The organism is Micromonospora sp. NPDC047756 (genome assembly GCF_055587245.1).
Window position 1 is genome coordinate 297,204 of sequence record NZ_JBVJGQ010000010.1, and the last position, 14,897, is coordinate 312,100.

Annotated in this window: 12 protein-coding genes; 8 read left to right on the forward strand and 4 right to left on the reverse strand. The window is 72.9% G+C overall.

Going from position 1 to position 14,897, the window contains the following annotated elements; genetic code table 11:
- Window positions 1–245: 245 nt before the first annotated feature.
- The 4 genes from glnA to ACZ6NZ_RS30810 all read left to right on the forward strand — a co-directional run bounded on the left by glnA (window position 246) and on the right by ACZ6NZ_RS30810 (window position 3,742).
- Window positions 246–1,595, forward strand: coding sequence for a type I glutamate--ammonia ligase (glnA, locus tag ACZ6NZ_RS30795; RefSeq protein WP_355008887.1), 1,350 nt, complete (start codon window positions 246–248; stop codon window positions 1,593–1,595).
- Window positions 1,596–1,684: 89 nt separating this feature from the next.
- A complete protein-coding gene (locus ACZ6NZ_RS30800) occupies window positions 1,685–2,110 on the forward strand; it encodes a DUF350 domain-containing protein (protein ID WP_366608887.1) in 426 nt (141 codons plus the stop codon).
- Between the two features lie 286 nt (window positions 2,111–2,396).
- A complete protein-coding gene (locus ACZ6NZ_RS30805; RefSeq protein ID WP_465861337.1) occupies window positions 2,397–3,089 on the forward strand; it encodes a helix-turn-helix transcriptional regulator in 693 nt (230 codons plus the stop codon).
- Between the two features lie 269 nt (window positions 3,090–3,358).
- Entirely contained in the window at window positions 3,359–3,742 is a 384-nt protein-coding gene (locus tag ACZ6NZ_RS30810) for a VOC family protein (protein ID WP_465861338.1), read from the forward strand.
- 514 nt (window positions 3,743–4,256) lie between these two features.
- Here ACZ6NZ_RS30810 and ACZ6NZ_RS30815 read toward each other — a convergent pair.
- Window positions 4,257–4,727 (reverse strand): hypothetical protein, encoded by a 471-nt coding sequence (locus ACZ6NZ_RS30815; RefSeq protein WP_465861367.1) that lies wholly within the window; start codon window positions 4,725–4,727, stop codon window positions 4,257–4,259.
- A gap of 221 nt (window positions 4,728–4,948) precedes the next feature.
- Between ACZ6NZ_RS30815 and ACZ6NZ_RS30820 the strand changes: the two genes are divergently transcribed.
- Window positions 4,949–5,830 (forward strand): Vgb family protein, encoded by an 882-nt coding sequence (locus ACZ6NZ_RS30820; protein WP_465861339.1) that lies wholly within the window; start codon window positions 4,949–4,951, stop codon window positions 5,828–5,830.
- A gap of 161 nt (window positions 5,831–5,991) precedes the next feature.
- Here ACZ6NZ_RS30820 and ACZ6NZ_RS30825 read toward each other — a convergent pair whose 3' ends face one another.
- The gene (locus ACZ6NZ_RS30825; protein ID WP_465861340.1) at window positions 5,992–6,927 is read right to left on the reverse strand and encodes a S66 peptidase family protein; all 936 of its coding nucleotides are present in this window, start codon (window positions 6,925–6,927) and stop codon (window positions 5,992–5,994) included.
- A 101-nt stretch (window positions 6,928–7,028) separates the two neighbouring features.
- On the opposite strand from ACZ6NZ_RS30825, the gene ACZ6NZ_RS30830 reads away from it, so the two are divergent.
- Together ACZ6NZ_RS30830 and ACZ6NZ_RS30835 are read left to right on the forward strand one after the other, a co-directional pair.
- On the forward strand, window positions 7,029–7,796 hold the full coding sequence (locus ACZ6NZ_RS30830) for a type 1 glutamine amidotransferase (RefSeq protein WP_465861341.1): 768 nt from the start codon (window positions 7,029–7,031) through the stop codon (window positions 7,794–7,796).
- On the forward strand, window positions 7,796–10,885 hold the full coding sequence (locus tag ACZ6NZ_RS30835; RefSeq protein ID WP_465861342.1) for a bifunctional [glutamine synthetase] adenylyltransferase/[glutamine synthetase]-adenylyl-L-tyrosine phosphorylase: 3,090 nt from the start codon (window positions 7,796–7,798) through the stop codon (window positions 10,883–10,885). Before ACZ6NZ_RS30830 ends, ACZ6NZ_RS30835 begins: the two co-directional genes overlap by 1 nt.
- Before the next feature lie 107 nt (window positions 10,886–10,992).
- Here the strand turns inward: ACZ6NZ_RS30835 and ACZ6NZ_RS30840 are convergent, their stop codons facing one another.
- Both ACZ6NZ_RS30840 and ACZ6NZ_RS30845 read right to left on the reverse strand, forming a co-directional pair.
- Window positions 10,993–11,382: a peptidase inhibitor family I36 protein gene (locus tag ACZ6NZ_RS30840; RefSeq protein WP_465861343.1), complete on the reverse strand. Its 390-nt coding sequence runs from the start codon at window positions 11,380–11,382 to the stop codon at window positions 10,993–10,995.
- A gap of 427 nt (window positions 11,383–11,809) precedes the next feature.
- A complete protein-coding gene (locus ACZ6NZ_RS30845; protein WP_465861344.1) occupies window positions 11,810–13,450 on the reverse strand; it encodes a hypothetical protein in 1,641 nt (546 codons plus the stop codon).
- Between the two features lie 44 nt (window positions 13,451–13,494).
- Between ACZ6NZ_RS30845 and mptB the strand changes: the two genes are divergently transcribed.
- Window positions 13,495–14,895 carry a polyprenol phosphomannose-dependent alpha 1,6 mannosyltransferase MptB gene (gene mptB / locus ACZ6NZ_RS30850; RefSeq protein ID WP_465861345.1) on the forward strand — a complete coding sequence of 467 codons (1,401 nt, stop codon included), beginning with the start codon at window positions 13,495–13,497 and terminating at the stop codon, window positions 14,893–14,895.
- The last annotated feature ends 2 nt before the right edge of the window (window positions 14,896–14,897 follow it).

Here is a 14,897-nt window from a genome sequence, read left to right on the forward strand (position 1 = left end):
GCCCGCGAGGCCGCGGCGGCAGGTGCTCGGCCGTCGTGCCGGCCGTCGGTGGCGGCTCGGCCGCCGGTGGTGGTTCGGTTGTCGTGGCGGCAGCGGTGGGCCCCGCGCTCGTCCGGCGGGACACGAGGGGACGGCCGGCGGCAGTTCGCGTAACGTCTGCGTAACCAGGCCCGGGAACACTGGGCGATCAGGTCGGGTGCAGCCCGGCCAAGGCGGACAAAAGAGTGTCGCGAGGGGTTGGGGAAGTGGACCGTCAGCAGGAGTTCGTCCTCCGCACGCTGGAAGAGCGGGACATCCGGTTCGTCCGGCTGTGGTTCACCGACGTTCTGGGCACGCTCAAGAGCGTTTCGGTGGCACCCGCCGAGCTCGAGGCCGCCTTCGAGGAAGGCATCGGCTTCGACGGCTCGGCGATCGAGGGCTTCGCCCGGGTCTTCGAATCGGACATGGTTGCCATGCCCGACCCGACCACCTTCCAGGTCTTCCCCTTCGAAGGCGGGGTCAGCGGCGAGAGCGCCCGGATGTTCTGCGACATCCTGCTGCCCGACGGCGGGCCGTCCTGGGCCGACCCCCGGCACGTCCTGCGCCGCGCGCTCTCCAAGGCCGCCGAGAAGGGCTTCACCTTCTACACCCACCCCGAGATCGAGTTCTTCCTGCTCGAAAACGGCCCGCAGGACGGCACGGTGCCCACCCCGGTCGACACCGGCGGCTACTTCGAGCACACCACTCACGCCGTGGCCCGGGACTTCCGCCGCCAGGGCGTACTCGCGCTGGAACGCATCGGCATCTCCGTGGAGTTCAGCCACCACGAGGTCGCGCCCGGCCAGCAGGAGATCGACCTGCGCTACGCCGACGCGCTCACCACCGCCGACAACATCATGACCTTCCGGCACGTGGTCAAGGAGGTCGCGCTCTCCACCGGTGTGCAGGCCAGCTTCATGCCGAAGCCGTTCACCGACCAGCCGGGCAGCGGGATGCACACCCACCTGTCGCTGTTCGAGGGGGAGCGCAACGCCTTCCACGACAGCGGCGACCCGATGAAGCTGTCCAAGGTGGCGAAGTCGTTCATCGCCGGCCTGCTGGTGCACGCCCGGGAGTACACGGCTGTCACCAACCAGTGGGTCAACTCGTACAAGCGGCTCTTCCCGCAGCACCTGCCCGACCGGATCACCGAGAGCCCGGCGTACGTCTGCTGGGGTCACCTCAACCGGTCCGCGCTGGTCCGGGTTCCCGCGTACGGCAAGCCCAACTCGGCCCGGGTCGAGGTCCGCTCGCTGGACTCGGCGACCAACCCGTACCTCGCCTTCGCGGTGCTGCTCGGCGCCGGCCTCAAGGGCATCGAAGAGGGGTACGAGCTGCCACCGGGCGCCGAGGACGACGTCTGGTCGCTGACCAGCGCCGAGCGGCGGGCCATGGGCTACGAGGCGCTGCCGGAGAACCTCGCCGAGGCGATCGACGTCATGGCGGAGTCCGAGCTGGTCGCCGAGGTGCTCGGCGAGCACGTCTTCGACTTCTTCCTGCGCAACAAGCGGGCCGAGTGGGAGCAGTACCGCCGTGAGGTCACCCCGTACGAGCGGCAGCGCTACCTGGCCCTGTAGACGCAGGGGCTGACGCCGTTGCGCGCTGCCGCTATCGTCTCGATCACCGCGCCGGTACCCCTCCGGGCGGAGAGTCGGGAGGCAAGTCGGTGCTGGAGGATCTGTTCAGCGGTGCCTGGCAGAGCGTCGTGTTCGGGCTCGTCGGCGTCGGCCTGATGGCCGCCGGCTTCGGGCTCGTCGACCTGCTCACCCCGGGCCGGCTGCGAGACCTGATCTGGGTCGAGCGCAACTCCAACGCGGGGTTGCTGCTCGCCGCCAACCAGCTCGGCATCGCCGGAATCGTCTTCACCGCGATCCTGACCAGCTACAGCGACTTCGGCAAGGGGCTCGCCTCCACCGTGGTCTTCGGACTGGTCGGTTTGGCGATCATGGCGCTGGCCTTCGTGGTGCTGGACCTGCTCACCCCCGGCAAGCTCGGCGAGGTCATCTGCTCGCCCGAACCGCACCCGGCTGCCCGGGTCAGCGCCGCCACCCACTTCGGGGCCGCGCTGATCGTCTGCGCCTGCATCGCCTGACAGTCGCCCTCGGCGTCACCACGCGGGCGGTCCGCCCGCGTTCCGCCGTGCATGGCTGGTCGTGCGTGACCCGCCGGTCCTCCGTGGCGGAGCGTCCGTGGGTGGGCGTCCGTGGCGGGCGTCCGTGGGTGGGCGTCCGTGGGTGGGCGTCCGTGGGTGGGCGTGCAGATCTTGGACACTTTCCGTCATCTCGTGACGGAAAGTGTCCAAGATCTGTGGCCGGTGGGCCGCTCGCGTCGGCGGTCAGGCACCGCGGGCGTCGTACCTCGGTCGTAGCGTGCCGGGCATGAACCGCACCGATCGCCTCTACGCGCTGGTCGAGGAGCTGCGGGCGGTGTCACCACGGCCGCGCAGCGCCCGCTGGCTGGCCGCGCGCTTCGAGGTGAGCAGCCGGACCATCGAACGGGACCTCGGCGCATTGCAGGAGGCCGGGGTGCCGATCTGGGCCGAGCCCGGGCGCACCGGCGGCTACATCCTGGACCGCGCCCGTACCCTGCCACCGGTCAACCTGACCGCCGCCGAGGCGGTGGCGATGGCCGTGGCGCTGCACCGGCTTGCCGGCTCGCCGTTCGCCGGGCCGGCCGCTACCGCGCTGCGCAAGCTGGTGGCGGTGCTGCCGGCCGCCGATGCCGCCGAGGCACACCGCCTCGCCGACCGGGTGCACCTGATCGGCGACGGGCCAGCCATGCCCGTCCCGACCACCGTCGCCGACGCGGTCACCGCGCGGCGTGTGCTGCGCATCCGGTACGCCGACCGCGCCGGCGCCGACTCGACCCGTGACGTCGAGCCACTCGGCTATCTCGGTAACTCCCGACACTGGTACCTGGTCGCCTGGTGCCGTCTGCGCGATGAGCTGCGGTGCTTCCGTACCGACCGGATCCGGAGTGTGTGGGCATTGCCCGACGTGGTGGCCCGGGAGCTGAGCCTGACGGATCTCGACATCCCGCACGAGCGGGTCCGCCCGCTGAGCCTGGTCTGAAGCAGGCTCGGCGCTTCGGCCTGGTCTGGAACGGGTTCGGCGCTTCGGTCTGTTCTGAAGAAGCGGATTCGGCGCGGCGCTACGGTCGCGAACGGGCTCGGCCCGGCGCTACGGTCGCGAACGGGCTCGGCGCGGCGGACCGGGTGGGTCTCGTCACGAGAAACCCCGCCGTGTGATCCGGAAACACCGACAGGACGCTGTCGCCAACGGCCCAGAGACTGCTTCACACGACGGCCGAGCGGCCGGCACGGAAATTCTGGAGGCAGTAGATGTCCAGTTCCACCACGCCCATCACCTGGTTCGAGATCGGCACCGACCGGCCCGAGGACGCGGAGCGGTTCTACGGAGAGCTGTTCGGCTGGACCTTCGAGGAGCAGGGCTCGCCCGCGGGCGGGTCCTACCGCGTGACCGGGGCCGGCGGGGACACCGGGATCGGTGGAGCGATCCGGGTGACCGACGGAGCGTCGCCGAATTATGCGATGTTCTACGCCGAGGTCGCCGACGTGGCAGAGACCTGCCGACAGGCCGAAGCTGCCGGCGGCCGGGTCCTGGTACCGGCCCGTACGGCACCGAGCGGTCTCCGGTTGGCCCACCTACTCGACCCGGCCGGCAACCACCTGGGCGTGTTCACGCCCCCGCCGCCGCAGCCCTGACCTTTTCCAGGTTCCCGCTGATGCCCCCGGGTTGGGCTGGCTTCCCGTGTTGGGCTGGCCCCCGGGATGGCTTGGTCCCGTGTTGGGCTGGCCCGGGGTGGCTTGGTCCTGGGGTGGCTTGGTTCCGGGTTGGGCTGGCCCCGGGTTGGGCTGGCCCCGGGTGGCTTGGCCCTGGAGCCGTCACCCTGAGCGGGTGCGATGGCCGGGCCAGCCGGGCAGCACCCGCACGCGTGATCGACTCGGATTTCATGATGTCGGGATGTCCGAGCGCGCGGGACACCGCGACATCACGGAAGCCGAGTGGATCAAGCCGCGACGGGCCCGATCCAGGCCGGCACGGCAGGCTGGCCCCGGCACGGCAGGCTGGCCCCGGCACGGCAGGCCGACCCCGGCATGAGCAGGCCGGCCCGGGCGGCCCGGGCACGGGCAGGCCGGCTGGGGCCGGACCGGCCTGCCCGTGGCGTACGAGCCTGGCCCCGGCCTGCTGACGCCTGCCGGGGCCGGACTGCTCGGACTACTTAGCGGGCGTACCAGCGCCGTGGTGACCGCCCATGCCGCGGTGGCCGCCGGGGCCGGGGAAGACGCCGGCCTCGACGGCCTTGGTGATGGCGTCGGCCTGCTCCTGGGTGAGCTTGCCGTCCTTGACCGCCTGGTCCAGGCGCTGCTTGAGCGCGGCCTGACGGTCCTCGGCGGACGGGCGCTGCGGTCGGTCAGCCGGGCGGTGCTGCTCGCGGATCTTCTCCAGTGCGGCGGTCACCTTGTCGGTGGGCACGCCCAGTTCCTTGGCGAGCGCCTCGGCGAACTCGCCCTGCCGGTCGGCCTTCGCGCCTGGAGCGGCGTCGGGAGCCGGGGCGGTGCTGGCGTTCGGTGTCGGCGTGGGGGTGTCGGCGGCGAACGCGATCGTCGGGGCCGCGATCCCGACGCCGAGGACGCCAGCGGTGGCCAGGCCGGCCAGCAGGTGCTTCCTGCGGATGGTGCGGGACATGCTGTCCTCCAGAGGTTCGGTCATCCTGCACTGTCATCACCGACAGTGACCGGGCTGTCTGGGCGGAAGCCGTGGCGAGCCTGTCAGCGAGCTGACAATCCGGCCACCTCGACCCGCCGCTCACCGGGCCGACCGCCCAGGCGGCGTGGGCGAAATCGGTTGTGTGGTCGTTGGGCGAGCGGTCAGGGTGGACGATCCACCGACGGAGAGGACACCGCGGCATGACCGTCAAGATTCGGGAGGTTCCACTCGTCGAGCCGGAGGCCGGGCCGTACGGCATCGCGCCTGGCCCGGACGGCGCGCTATGGCTGACGTTGGCCCATGCCGGTGGCATCGCCCGGTTGTCGCCCGACGGCGGGGTCCGGACCTACCCGCTGGATCCGGCCGGCGGTCGTCCGTTGATCATCACGGCCGGGCCGGACGGGGCGCTCTGGTTCACCCGTTCGGGAGACGACCGGATCGGTCGGATCACCGTCGAGGGTGAGCAGCGCACCATCGCCCTACCGGCCGGCACCGGGCCGGGCGGCATCGCGGCCGGGGCTGATGGTGCGCTCTGGTACGCCGGGATGAGCTCCGACACCATCGGCCGGGTGGAGACCGACGGCAGCCACACCGCATTTCCGCTGCCGGTGACCGGCGGGTTCGCCTCGATGATCACTGCGGGCACGGACCAGGCGCTCTGGTTCACGCTCAACCAGGCGAACGCGATCGGCCGGATCGATCTCGACGGCAGGGTGACCCTGCATCCGCTACCCACAGTGAAGGCGGGCCCGGTCGGCATCACCGTGGGCGTCGACGGCGTCATCTGGTTCGTGGAGATCGCCGCCGGTCAGCTCGGTCGCCTCGACCCGGGTGGCGAGATCGTCGAGTTTCCGCTGCCGGACCGAGCGGCCCGCCCGCACGCGATCGTGGCCGACCCGGACGGCGGCGTGTGGTTCACCGAGTGGGGCGCGAACCGGATCGGTCACCTCGATCCCGCCGGGCGGATCGAGGGCTACGCCCTACCCACCCCCAACGCCGAACCGCACGGCATCACCCGCACCCCCACCGGCGTCTGGGCCGCCCTGGAAGTAGGCGCAGTAGCCCACCTACCCCTCCGCTAACCCACCCACCCACCCCAACCCACGCCTGGTTGACCAAGAGATTTGCGTCAGAATCCGCCCCGAACATGACGCGAACCTCTTGATCACCGAGGAGGGCGGGGTGGGAGGGGAGGGGGCGAGGAGGGGGAGGGGCGGGGGGAGGGGGAGGGCCGGGGCGGGGGTTAGTGGACTGCGGGGGTTGCGGTGAGGGTGGCTGTGGCGGTGTCGAGGGTTGCCTCGGTGCCGATGGGGACTGTGAGTTGGTTTTGGCCGTGGCCGATGGGGAGGCCGCCGAGGACGGGTACGCCCAGGTCGCCGAGGCGTTCGGTGAGTACGTCGACGATCGTGGTGTCCCACCCGTCGCCGCAGTCGGTGAACTGCCCGACCGCCACCCCGGCCAGTCCGTCCAGCGCGCCGGCCCGGCGCAGGTGGGTGAGCATCCGGTCGACCTTGTACGGGGGTTCCTGCACGTCCTCGATCAACAGCACCGCACCGGTCAGGTCGGGCAGGTCGGGCGTGCCGATCGACGCGGCGATCATGCACAGGTTGCCGCCGAGCAGGGTGCCGGTGGCGCGACCCGGGACGCGTACGCCGAAGGTCTCCTCGGTGGGCACCGCGGTGATCGACACCGGTTCGGTCGTCATCAGCGCCGCGTGCAGGGATTCGGCGGAGCGCAGCGGCGTCCGCTCGTCGCGCCAGGCCGCCCCGGGGCCGTGCACCCCGGCCAGGCGGGCACCCCGCCACAGTGCGAACTGCAACGCGGTGATGTCCGAGAAGCCGGCCACCACCTTCGGGTCGCGGCGGACGGCGGCCATGTCGATGGCGTCCACGATCCGTTGGGCCCCGTAGCCGCCGCGGGTGCAGATCACCCCGCGCACGTCAGGGTCGGCGAAGGCCGCGTTCAGGTCGGCGGCACGCAGGTCGTCGGTGCCGGCGAGGTAGCCGTGACGGGCGTACGCGTGCGGTGCCGGCACCGGGCGCAGGCCCCAGCCGGTGAGCAGTTCCATGCCCCTGGCCACCCGCTCCGGCGAGGTCGGCCCGGACGGCGACACCAGCAGCACCGTGTCACCCGGGCGCAGCACGGGCGGGCGTACGGCGGCGGTGTCCTCGCTGATCACAACCGCAGAGCCTAACGACCCGGCCGAGGCGGGAACGCCACCCGGCCGCGCGGCCCGTGCCGGGGGGTGGTGCCGTGCGGCGTACCGGCTAGCCTCGACGGGTGGCAACCGCGCTGGTGATCGAGAACGACCCGACGGACGACGCGCGCCGGCTGGGTGAGTGGCTGACCGAGGCTGGGCTGGAGCTGTGGGTGGTGCGTCCGCACGCCGGCGACGAACTCCCCGCCGACCTGGAGGGGTACGCCGCGCTGGTGGTGCTCGGCGGCGACCAACAGGCGTACCCGTTGCCGGACGGCTCGCCTGGCGCACCCTGGTTTCCCGCCGTGGAGGGCCTGCTGCGCAAGGCGGTCCGCTACCGGGTGCCGACCCTGGCGGTCTGCCTGGGCGCGCAGCTGCTCGCCACCGCGCACGCCGGATTGGTGGAGCGCAGCCCGTCCGGGCCGGAGATCGGCCCCGGCGTGGTCGGGCGGCGCGACGCCGCCGAGAACGACCCGTTGTTCCGGTACGTGCCGTTGATCCCGGACGTGCTCCAGTGGCACGCCGACGAGATCACCGAGCTGCCTCGGGGCGCTACGCTGCTGGCCGCCTCCACCCGCTACCCGCATCAGGCGTTCCGCCTCGGTGACCGGGCGTGGGGGTTGCAGTTCCACATCGAGTGCGACGCGGCGATGATCGCCGACTGGGCCACCGACTCGGCCCAACTCGCCGAGCTGGGCTACGACCCGGAGCTGGTCGTCGCGGCCTGCGCCTCGGTGCTGGCCGACGTCGAGGAGGTCTGGCAGCCGTTCGCCGCGCGGTTCGCCGCGCTGGCCCTCGGCGAGTTGGACGACAGCACGACGCGGCGCAGCCTGCCGCTGCTCGGGCACTGATGAGCCGGCCGACCAGGGCGTCGGGCCGACTGGCCCGGTACGGCTTCGGCACCGCCGAAGGCGATGGTGGCGCGCGCGCCGCGGACCTGCTCGGCCCGGAAGGGCTGCGACTGTGGCGGCCGGTCGAGCAGGAACCGGTCGACGAGGCCGCAGCGGAGCTGCTCTCCGCGCTGTCCCGGGCCGCCGACCCGGATCTGGCGCTGCGCCAACTGCACCGCATCGTGGAGGCCGAGGGCCGTACGCCCGCAGGCGGCACCGAGGGCCGAACGTCCACAGCCGGCACCAAGGGCCGCACCGCAGGCAGCGCCGGGGGCGGCACCGGATCGCCGCTGCTCGCGGAGGTGCACGCCGATCCCGGACTGCGGCGGCGGCTGATCGCGGTGCTCGGCGCGTCGGCGGCGCTCGGCGACCACCTGGTGGCCCACCCCGAGCACTACCGGGCGCTGCGGACCGCGCCGGACGGGCTCGCCCCGGTCGCCGAGGGGCGGCTGGAGCCGGCCGACGGCGGCAACCCGGTGGCGGCGCTGCGGACCGCGTACCGCCTGGCGTTGTTGCGGATCGCCGCGGCCGACCTGACCGGCGGTCGGGGCCTGGAGCAGACCATGGCCGCGCTGTCCGCGCTGGCCGACGCGACGCTCTCCGCGGCGTACGAGATCGCGGTCACCGAGCTGGCGGAGGGGACCGAGCGCCCCCGACTGGCGGTCGTGGCGATGGGCAAGTGCGGCGGCGGTGAACTGAACTACGTCTCCGACGTGGACGTCATCTTCGTGGCCGCCGAGGACGCCGACCTGCCCGCCGCGACCCAGGTGGCGACCCGGTTGATCTCCATCTGCGGGCTGGTCGCCTGGCCGGTGGACGCCGCGCTGCGCCCGGAGGGCAGCCGCGGCCCGCTGGTGCGGACCCTCGCCAGCCACCTGGCCTACTACCGGCGGTGGGCGCGCACCTGGGAGTTCCAGGCGCTGCTCAAGGCCCGCCCGGCCGCCGGGGACCTGCCGCTGGCCCAGGAGTGGATCGACCAGCTCGCGCCGCTGGTCTGGCGGGCGGCCGAGCGGCCCGAGGCGGTCGAGGACGTCCGCGCCATGCGCCGCCGGATCATCGACCACATCCCGCCGAAGGAGCTGGAGCGCGAGATCAAGCGCGGTCCGGGCGGGCTGCGTGACATCGAGTTCGCCGTCCAGTTGCTGCAACTCGTGCACGGTCGCGGCGACGAGACGCTACGTCCGCCGGGCACCATCCCGGCGTTGCGCGCGCTGGTCGCCGGCGGCTACGTCGGCCGGGCCGACGGCGAGGCCCTGCTGCGCGGCTACCGCTTCCTGCGCAGCGTCGAGCACCGGCTGCAACTTCAGGGCCTGCGTCGTACGCACACGGTGCCCGCCGAGCCGGGCGCGCTGCGCTGGCTCGCCGCCGCGCTGGGTTTCACGGCCGCGCAGGGGCGCAGCGCCGTGGAGAGCTTCCGGGCCGAGTGGGTCACCCACGCCACCGAGGTACGCCGACTGCACGCCAAACTGCTCTACCGGCCGCTGCTGGAGTCGGTGGCCCGGGTGCCGGCCGACGGGTTGCGGCTCACCCCGGAGGCGGCCAGGAACCGCCTGGAGATCCTCGGCTTCGCCGATCCGGCCGGGGCGTTGCGCCATCTCCAGGCGCTCACCGGCGGGGTGAGCCGTACGGCGGCCATCCAGCGCACCCTGCTGCCGGTGCTGCTCAGCGAGTTCGCCGACGCGCCGGAGCCGGACCGGGGGCTGCTCAACTACCGCAAGGTCTCCGACAAGCTGGGCAGCACCCCCTGGTATCTGCGGCTGCTGCGCGACGGCGGCCCGGTCGCCCGTCGGCTGGCCCGGGTGCTCGCGCTGTCGCGGTACGTCGCCGACCTGCTCGCCCGCGACCCGGAGGCGCTGCGGCTACTGGCCGAGGAGAACGAGCTGGCGCCCCGCGCGCCCGAGGTGCTGCGGGAGGGGTTCCTGGCGGCGGCGGCCCGGCACACCGACCCGGTCGAGGCCACCAGCGCGGTGCGCGCGCTGCGACGTCGCGAACTGGTCCGGGTGGCCTGCGCCGATCTGCTCTGCCGGGCCGGCGCGCTCGCGCCCAGCCCCACCCGGGCGGACGGCGCGAACCGGCCCGCCCGAAAACTGTCCGACATCACCGAGGTGGGTACGGCGCTCGCCGACGTCACCGACGCCACCCTGGCCGCCGCGCTGCGGGCCGCTCGGGCCAGCCAACCGGCATCGGCGGGGCTGCGGTTCGCGGTGATCGGCATGGGCCGGCTCGGCGGGTACGAGTCGAACTACCTCTCCGACGCCGACGTGCTCTTCGTCTACGACCCGCCGCCGGACACCAGCGAGAGCGCCGCCAGCGCCGCCGCGCACGCCGTCGCCGAGGAGTTGCGCCGGCTGCTCGGCGTACCCGCCCCCGACCCACCGCTGGGCGTCGACGCCGACCTGCGCCCGGAAGGCCGCCAGGGACCGCTGGTCCGCAGCCTCGCCGCGTACGCCGCGTACTACGCCCGCTGGTCGCGGGTGTGGGAGGCGCAGGCACTGCTGCGCGCCCGGTTCGTCTGCGGCGACGCCGACCTGGGCGCCGAGTTCGAGGCGATGATCGAGCCGGTGCGCTACCCGGCCGACGGGCTGAGCCGCGAGCAGGTCGTCGAGATCCGGCGGATCAAGGCCCGGGTGGAGACCGAGCGGCTGCCCCGGGGCGCCGACCCGGCCACCCACACCAAGCTGGGGCGCGGTGGGCTCGCCGACGTGGAGTGGGCGGTGCAACTCGTTCAGCTCCGGCACGCCGGCGCGATCCCGGAGCTGCGCGGCACGCGTACCCTCGATGCCCTCGCGGCGGCCGAGCGGGCCGGCCTGATCGACCCGGCGGACGCCGTGGAGATGGCCGCCGGGTGGGCCCTGGCCGCGCAGGTCCGCAACGCGTTGATGCTGGTCCGAGGCCGGGCCGGTGACCAACTGCCCCGGCACGGGGTGGAGTTGGCCGGGGTGGCCCGGCTGCTCGGCCGCGACGACCCGGGGGAGTTCCTCGACGAATACCTGCGCACCGGCCGCCGTTCCCGAGCCGCGGCGGAGCGGGTCCTCAACGCCGGTGCGTGAGCGCACCGGCGTTGAGGACTGGGTGCTGCCAAAAGGCGGCCACAAGAATTGACAGAATTGTCAATGCTGGCATCGTCAAATGTTTATTCGTCCCGCTCGGCGATTAATCAGCAGTAGATCTGCGCGTAGCTGATTGAGTCCTGCCATTGCTGGCCCCAGAAGGTGCCGAGGTTGCTGATCTCGGTCCGCGGACCCACGGTGATGGGCGTGTCCGAGCGGTCGCTGTTCCGGTAGAGCCTGTATGCGCAGCTTGAGCGGTTCCGCACGGAGCTGGTCTTGTCGTCGGAGTACAGGTTGGTCAGGTTGGCGCTGCCGTTGAGAACTTCAAGGATGCTGGTGTGGCCAATGTTGTTGTAGAGGCACAGTGCCCCCGACGAGGGGCAGCTCAGTGCCAGGCTGGCGTCGGTGGAGGAGGTCGCGGCGTGTGCAGGGGCGCCGGTCAGCACCGCGGTGCCGACGAGGGCGAGGGTGGCCAGCGTCGTTCCGATCCGTCGCATGGTCTTCCTTCCTGTGGGGTGCGCAGCGACAGGGGGGAGCGCGCCCGACAACAGTCGGCGCGGCCAGCCCGCCCGGGGCAGCAACTCGATGTGCTGCCATGGGCGCGTAAGCTGCGTTCGCCATGCCGGATCGCAACGATTTCAGCGACCCGCCAGGAAGGCGATAAGCATTTACCCCCGTGTAACTGCTTTATGATTTTGACCCTACGGGAGGAGCTATTTATGTGTCAAGCCCGTCGATGTTTGTTCGGGCAGTCGCCGCTCTCTGCGGTAGCCGCTCCGACGCCGCCCCCGGACGAGTAGAGCCACAGCCCTGACGCGCCCGCCTGAGTCGTCTCACCTCCGGGTCATGACGGCAAGCCGGCCGGCGGTCCCGGGTTGCCGCCGAGCGGATGCTGGAGGGGTAGGGCGTCCTCCCGGCGGGGCGTCAGCTACCGATCGTGTACTCGCCGGGGCGCGGAACGGTGACCGTGATCCAGTCGCCGGCGGCGGCGACCGTGGCGCCGCCCGAGGCGGACAGCCAGCGGCTGTGCCGGATCCGTACCGCCACCGTCGCGGCGCGAGGGCTCCGGAAGGTCACCGAGGCCCCGTCGGCGCGGGCCAGTTCGGCGGGGGCGCCGACCAGCGGCGTCGGGTCGGTGACCGCCCAGACCCGCCAGTGCGGGCCGGACCAGACCGGGATGAGGTAGGGCAGCCCGCTCTCGACCAGCGCCGCCTCGGCCCGCCCCACCCAGGACAGCGGGGCGTCCGGCAGCGCCACGTACTGCACAGCGTTGTCGTTCAGCCAGGCTCGGTAGCTGGCCGGGTTCAGCGGTACGCCGGTGCCGGACGCGCCGGGCACGGTGGTGAAGAACAGCGCGTTGCGCTCGATGTCGGCCTGCCGTAGCCAACCCCGGGCCAGCGGCACCTCACCGAGCCGGGCTGCCTCCCAGTAGTTGCGCGTCGGTGGCACCTCGATCCTGCCGGTGAGCCGCTGCTCGCCCAGGAACGTGCGCAGTGGCGCGTAGTAGCCCTGCGCGCTGGTCGGGTCGCCGATGCTGCGCAGATCGGCGGGGACCACCGGCGGCTGCCAGACGCACACCGCCATCAGCAGCGCGACCAAGCCGAACCCGCCCAGCAGCCGGGCGCGACGGGTGCCGCCGGACGGCGCGGCGAGCGTGGCGGACCGGTGAGCCATCCGGGTGGTGAGCCAGGCCGGCGGGCAGGCGACGGCGGCCAGCACCGGCAGCGCGAACATCGTGACCAGCCGGGTCGCGTTCAATCCCACCGGGGTGTGCACCAGCGCCGCGGCGAGCACCCCGGCGGCGGAGAGGAGCGCCGCGAACCGCACCGGTCGGTACGTCACCAGCGCGGCCACCACCAGACTGGTCACCACCGCGCGCAGCGTGTCGGTCCGACTGATGTTCATCCAACCGCCGTCGCCGAACAACAGGGCTGTCACGGCCAGCGGCACGGCCGCCGCGATGCCGAGAGCCAGGCCGTCGGCGTACCGGCGACTGAGCAGCAGCGCGACGCCGGCCAGACCGACGAACAGGCCAGCCACCGGGCTGGTCGCGGAGGCAAGCAGCGCTCCAGCCGCGCCGAGCCCGAGCCGCAGCAGCGTCCGTCCGCCCGCCCGCCCTTGTAGGGTGTACGCGTCGGAGCGGCCAAGCGTGAGCGCCAGCAGTGCGGCCAGCCCGAACGCCACCCCCAGGGCGTACGTGACCCGGCCGGAGACCAGGTTGCCGGTGAGCGTGACCACCCCGACCAGGCTGCCCAGCAGCGGCCGGGGCACCTCGCTGCGGGTCAACAGTGCGGCCAGCGCGGCAGCCGACGCCACCAGAGCCAACGCTCCGGTCACCCGCACGCCGAGCAACGCCATCACCGGCTGGGACACCAGGCTGTAGCCGAACTGCTGTACCCCGCCGTACCAGCGCAGGTCCACCGGCGTCGGACCGTGGGCGGCGAAGAAGCCCGCCCGGGCGACCTGCGCGGAGAGGTCCGAGCCCATCAGCGGCAGGGCCAGCCAGAGCGCGCTGAGCACGATGGCGGAACCGGTGGCCACCGCCACCACCCGACTGCGCCGCATGCCCACCTCCGTACCGCGACCACCGTACTGGCAGCATGTCCGGCGTGCCTCACCACCTCGCGCGTTGGACCGGACTGGCCGGCTCGGCGCTGCTCGCCGTCGCCGCGTTCCTCGGCGGCGCTCTCCCCGGGTCACCCCTGCGTCCCACCCCGGTCAGCATCTGGCAGGGCCCACACGGGCCGCTGGTCATCGCTGCCTGGCTGGTCGGCACCGGGCTGATGGCGTACGCGTGGTGGTCGCTGCGGGACAAGGTGCCGTCGACCCGCTGGGCGCTGATCACCGTCGGGCTGTGGCTGCTGCCGGTGCTGATCGCGCCGCCGCTGGCGAGCCGCGATGTCTACGCGTACGCCTGTCAGGGAGCCAGCTACGCCGCTGGGATCAACCCGTACGAGCAGGGCGTCTCCGCGTTGCCCTGCCCCTGGCTGGACACCATCTCGTACATCTGGCGGCACACCCCGGCACCGTACGGGCCGCTGTTCGTGGTGCTCTCCGGTGCGATCGTCAAGGCCACCGGCTCGCTCACCGGCGCAATCGTGGCGTTCCGGCTGATCGCGGTGGCCGGGGTGGCGCTGACAGCCGTCAGCCTGCCGGTGCTGGCCCGGCGGGCCGGGGTACCCGCCGGTCGGGCGGTCTGGCTGGCGCTGGGCTGCCCGCTGGTCGCCGTACACCTCGTCTCCGGTGCCCACAACGACGCGCTGATGGTCGGGCTCCTGGTCGCCGGGCTGGCGGTGATCGCCTCCCGGCCCGGCCGCCCCGGGCCGCTACTCGCTGGCGGCGTGCTGCTCGGGCTGGCCGCTGCGATCAAGGTGACGGCATTGGTCGTGGTGCCGTTCGCGGCCCTGGCCGCCATCGCTGGCGGGTACTCGATCCGGGCTCTGATCCGACACGGCGGGTGGGTGGTCGGCGGCGCGGTCGCCGTCGTGGCCGGGGTGACCTACGCGGCCGGGCTGGACTTCGGCTGGGTCGGCGGGCTGGAACGGGGCGGCGACGTGATCGCCTGGACCTCACCGTCCACCGCTGTCGGGCAGACCATCGGCTACCTGGCGGTGCCCTTCGGCGGGCACATCGACGCGCTGCCGGTGACCCGGGGGATCGGCATGGCGGTGCTGGCACTGCTCCTGGTCTGGCTCTGGTGGCGAGCCCGCACCCGGGACCCGCTCTGGCACGCCGGCCTCGCGCTGGCCGCCACGGTCGCCCTCGCGCCGCTTTTCCACCCCTGGTACTGGATCTGGCCGTTGGCCGTGCTGGCGGCCACCGCCCAGCGCACCAGATGGTTCACAGTGGTCGCCCTGGTCGCGTCGTTCCTGGTGCTGCCCGACGGCACCGGGCTGCCCCGGTACACCAAGACGGTCGGGGCGCCGCTGATGACGCTGTTGGTGATCGTGCTGGTCATCCGGTTGGTACGGTCGGCTCGGGCGGCCCGTCAGCCGGTCGCCGCCGACTGAGG

Excerpts from the sequence above, each read along its gene's own strand:
- ACZ6NZ_RS30805 (WP_465861337.1), top strand. The coding sequence starts at position 2,397 with ATGAACCGCACCGATCGCCTCTACGCGCTGGTCGAGGAGCTGCGGGCG.
- ACZ6NZ_RS30810 (WP_465861338.1), top strand. The coding sequence starts at position 3,359 with ATGTCCAGTTCCACCACGCCCATCACCTGGTTCGAGATCGGCACCGAC.
- ACZ6NZ_RS30815 (WP_465861367.1), bottom strand. The coding sequence starts at position 4,727 with ATGTCCCGCACCATCCGCAGGAAGCACCTGCTGGCCGGCCTGGCCACC.
- ACZ6NZ_RS30820 (WP_465861339.1), top strand. The coding sequence starts at position 4,949 with ATGACCGTCAAGATTCGGGAGGTTCCACTCGTCGAGCCGGAGGCCGGG.
- ACZ6NZ_RS30835 (WP_465861342.1), top strand. The coding sequence starts at position 7,796 with ATGAGCCGGCCGACCAGGGCGTCGGGCCGACTGGCCCGGTACGGCTTC.
- ACZ6NZ_RS30840 (WP_465861343.1), bottom strand. The coding sequence starts at position 11,382 with ATGCGACGGATCGGAACGACGCTGGCCACCCTCGCCCTCGTCGGCACC.
- ACZ6NZ_RS30845 (WP_465861344.1), bottom strand. The coding sequence starts at position 13,450 with ATGCGGCGCAGTCGGGTGGTGGCGGTGGCCACCGGTTCCGCCATCGTG.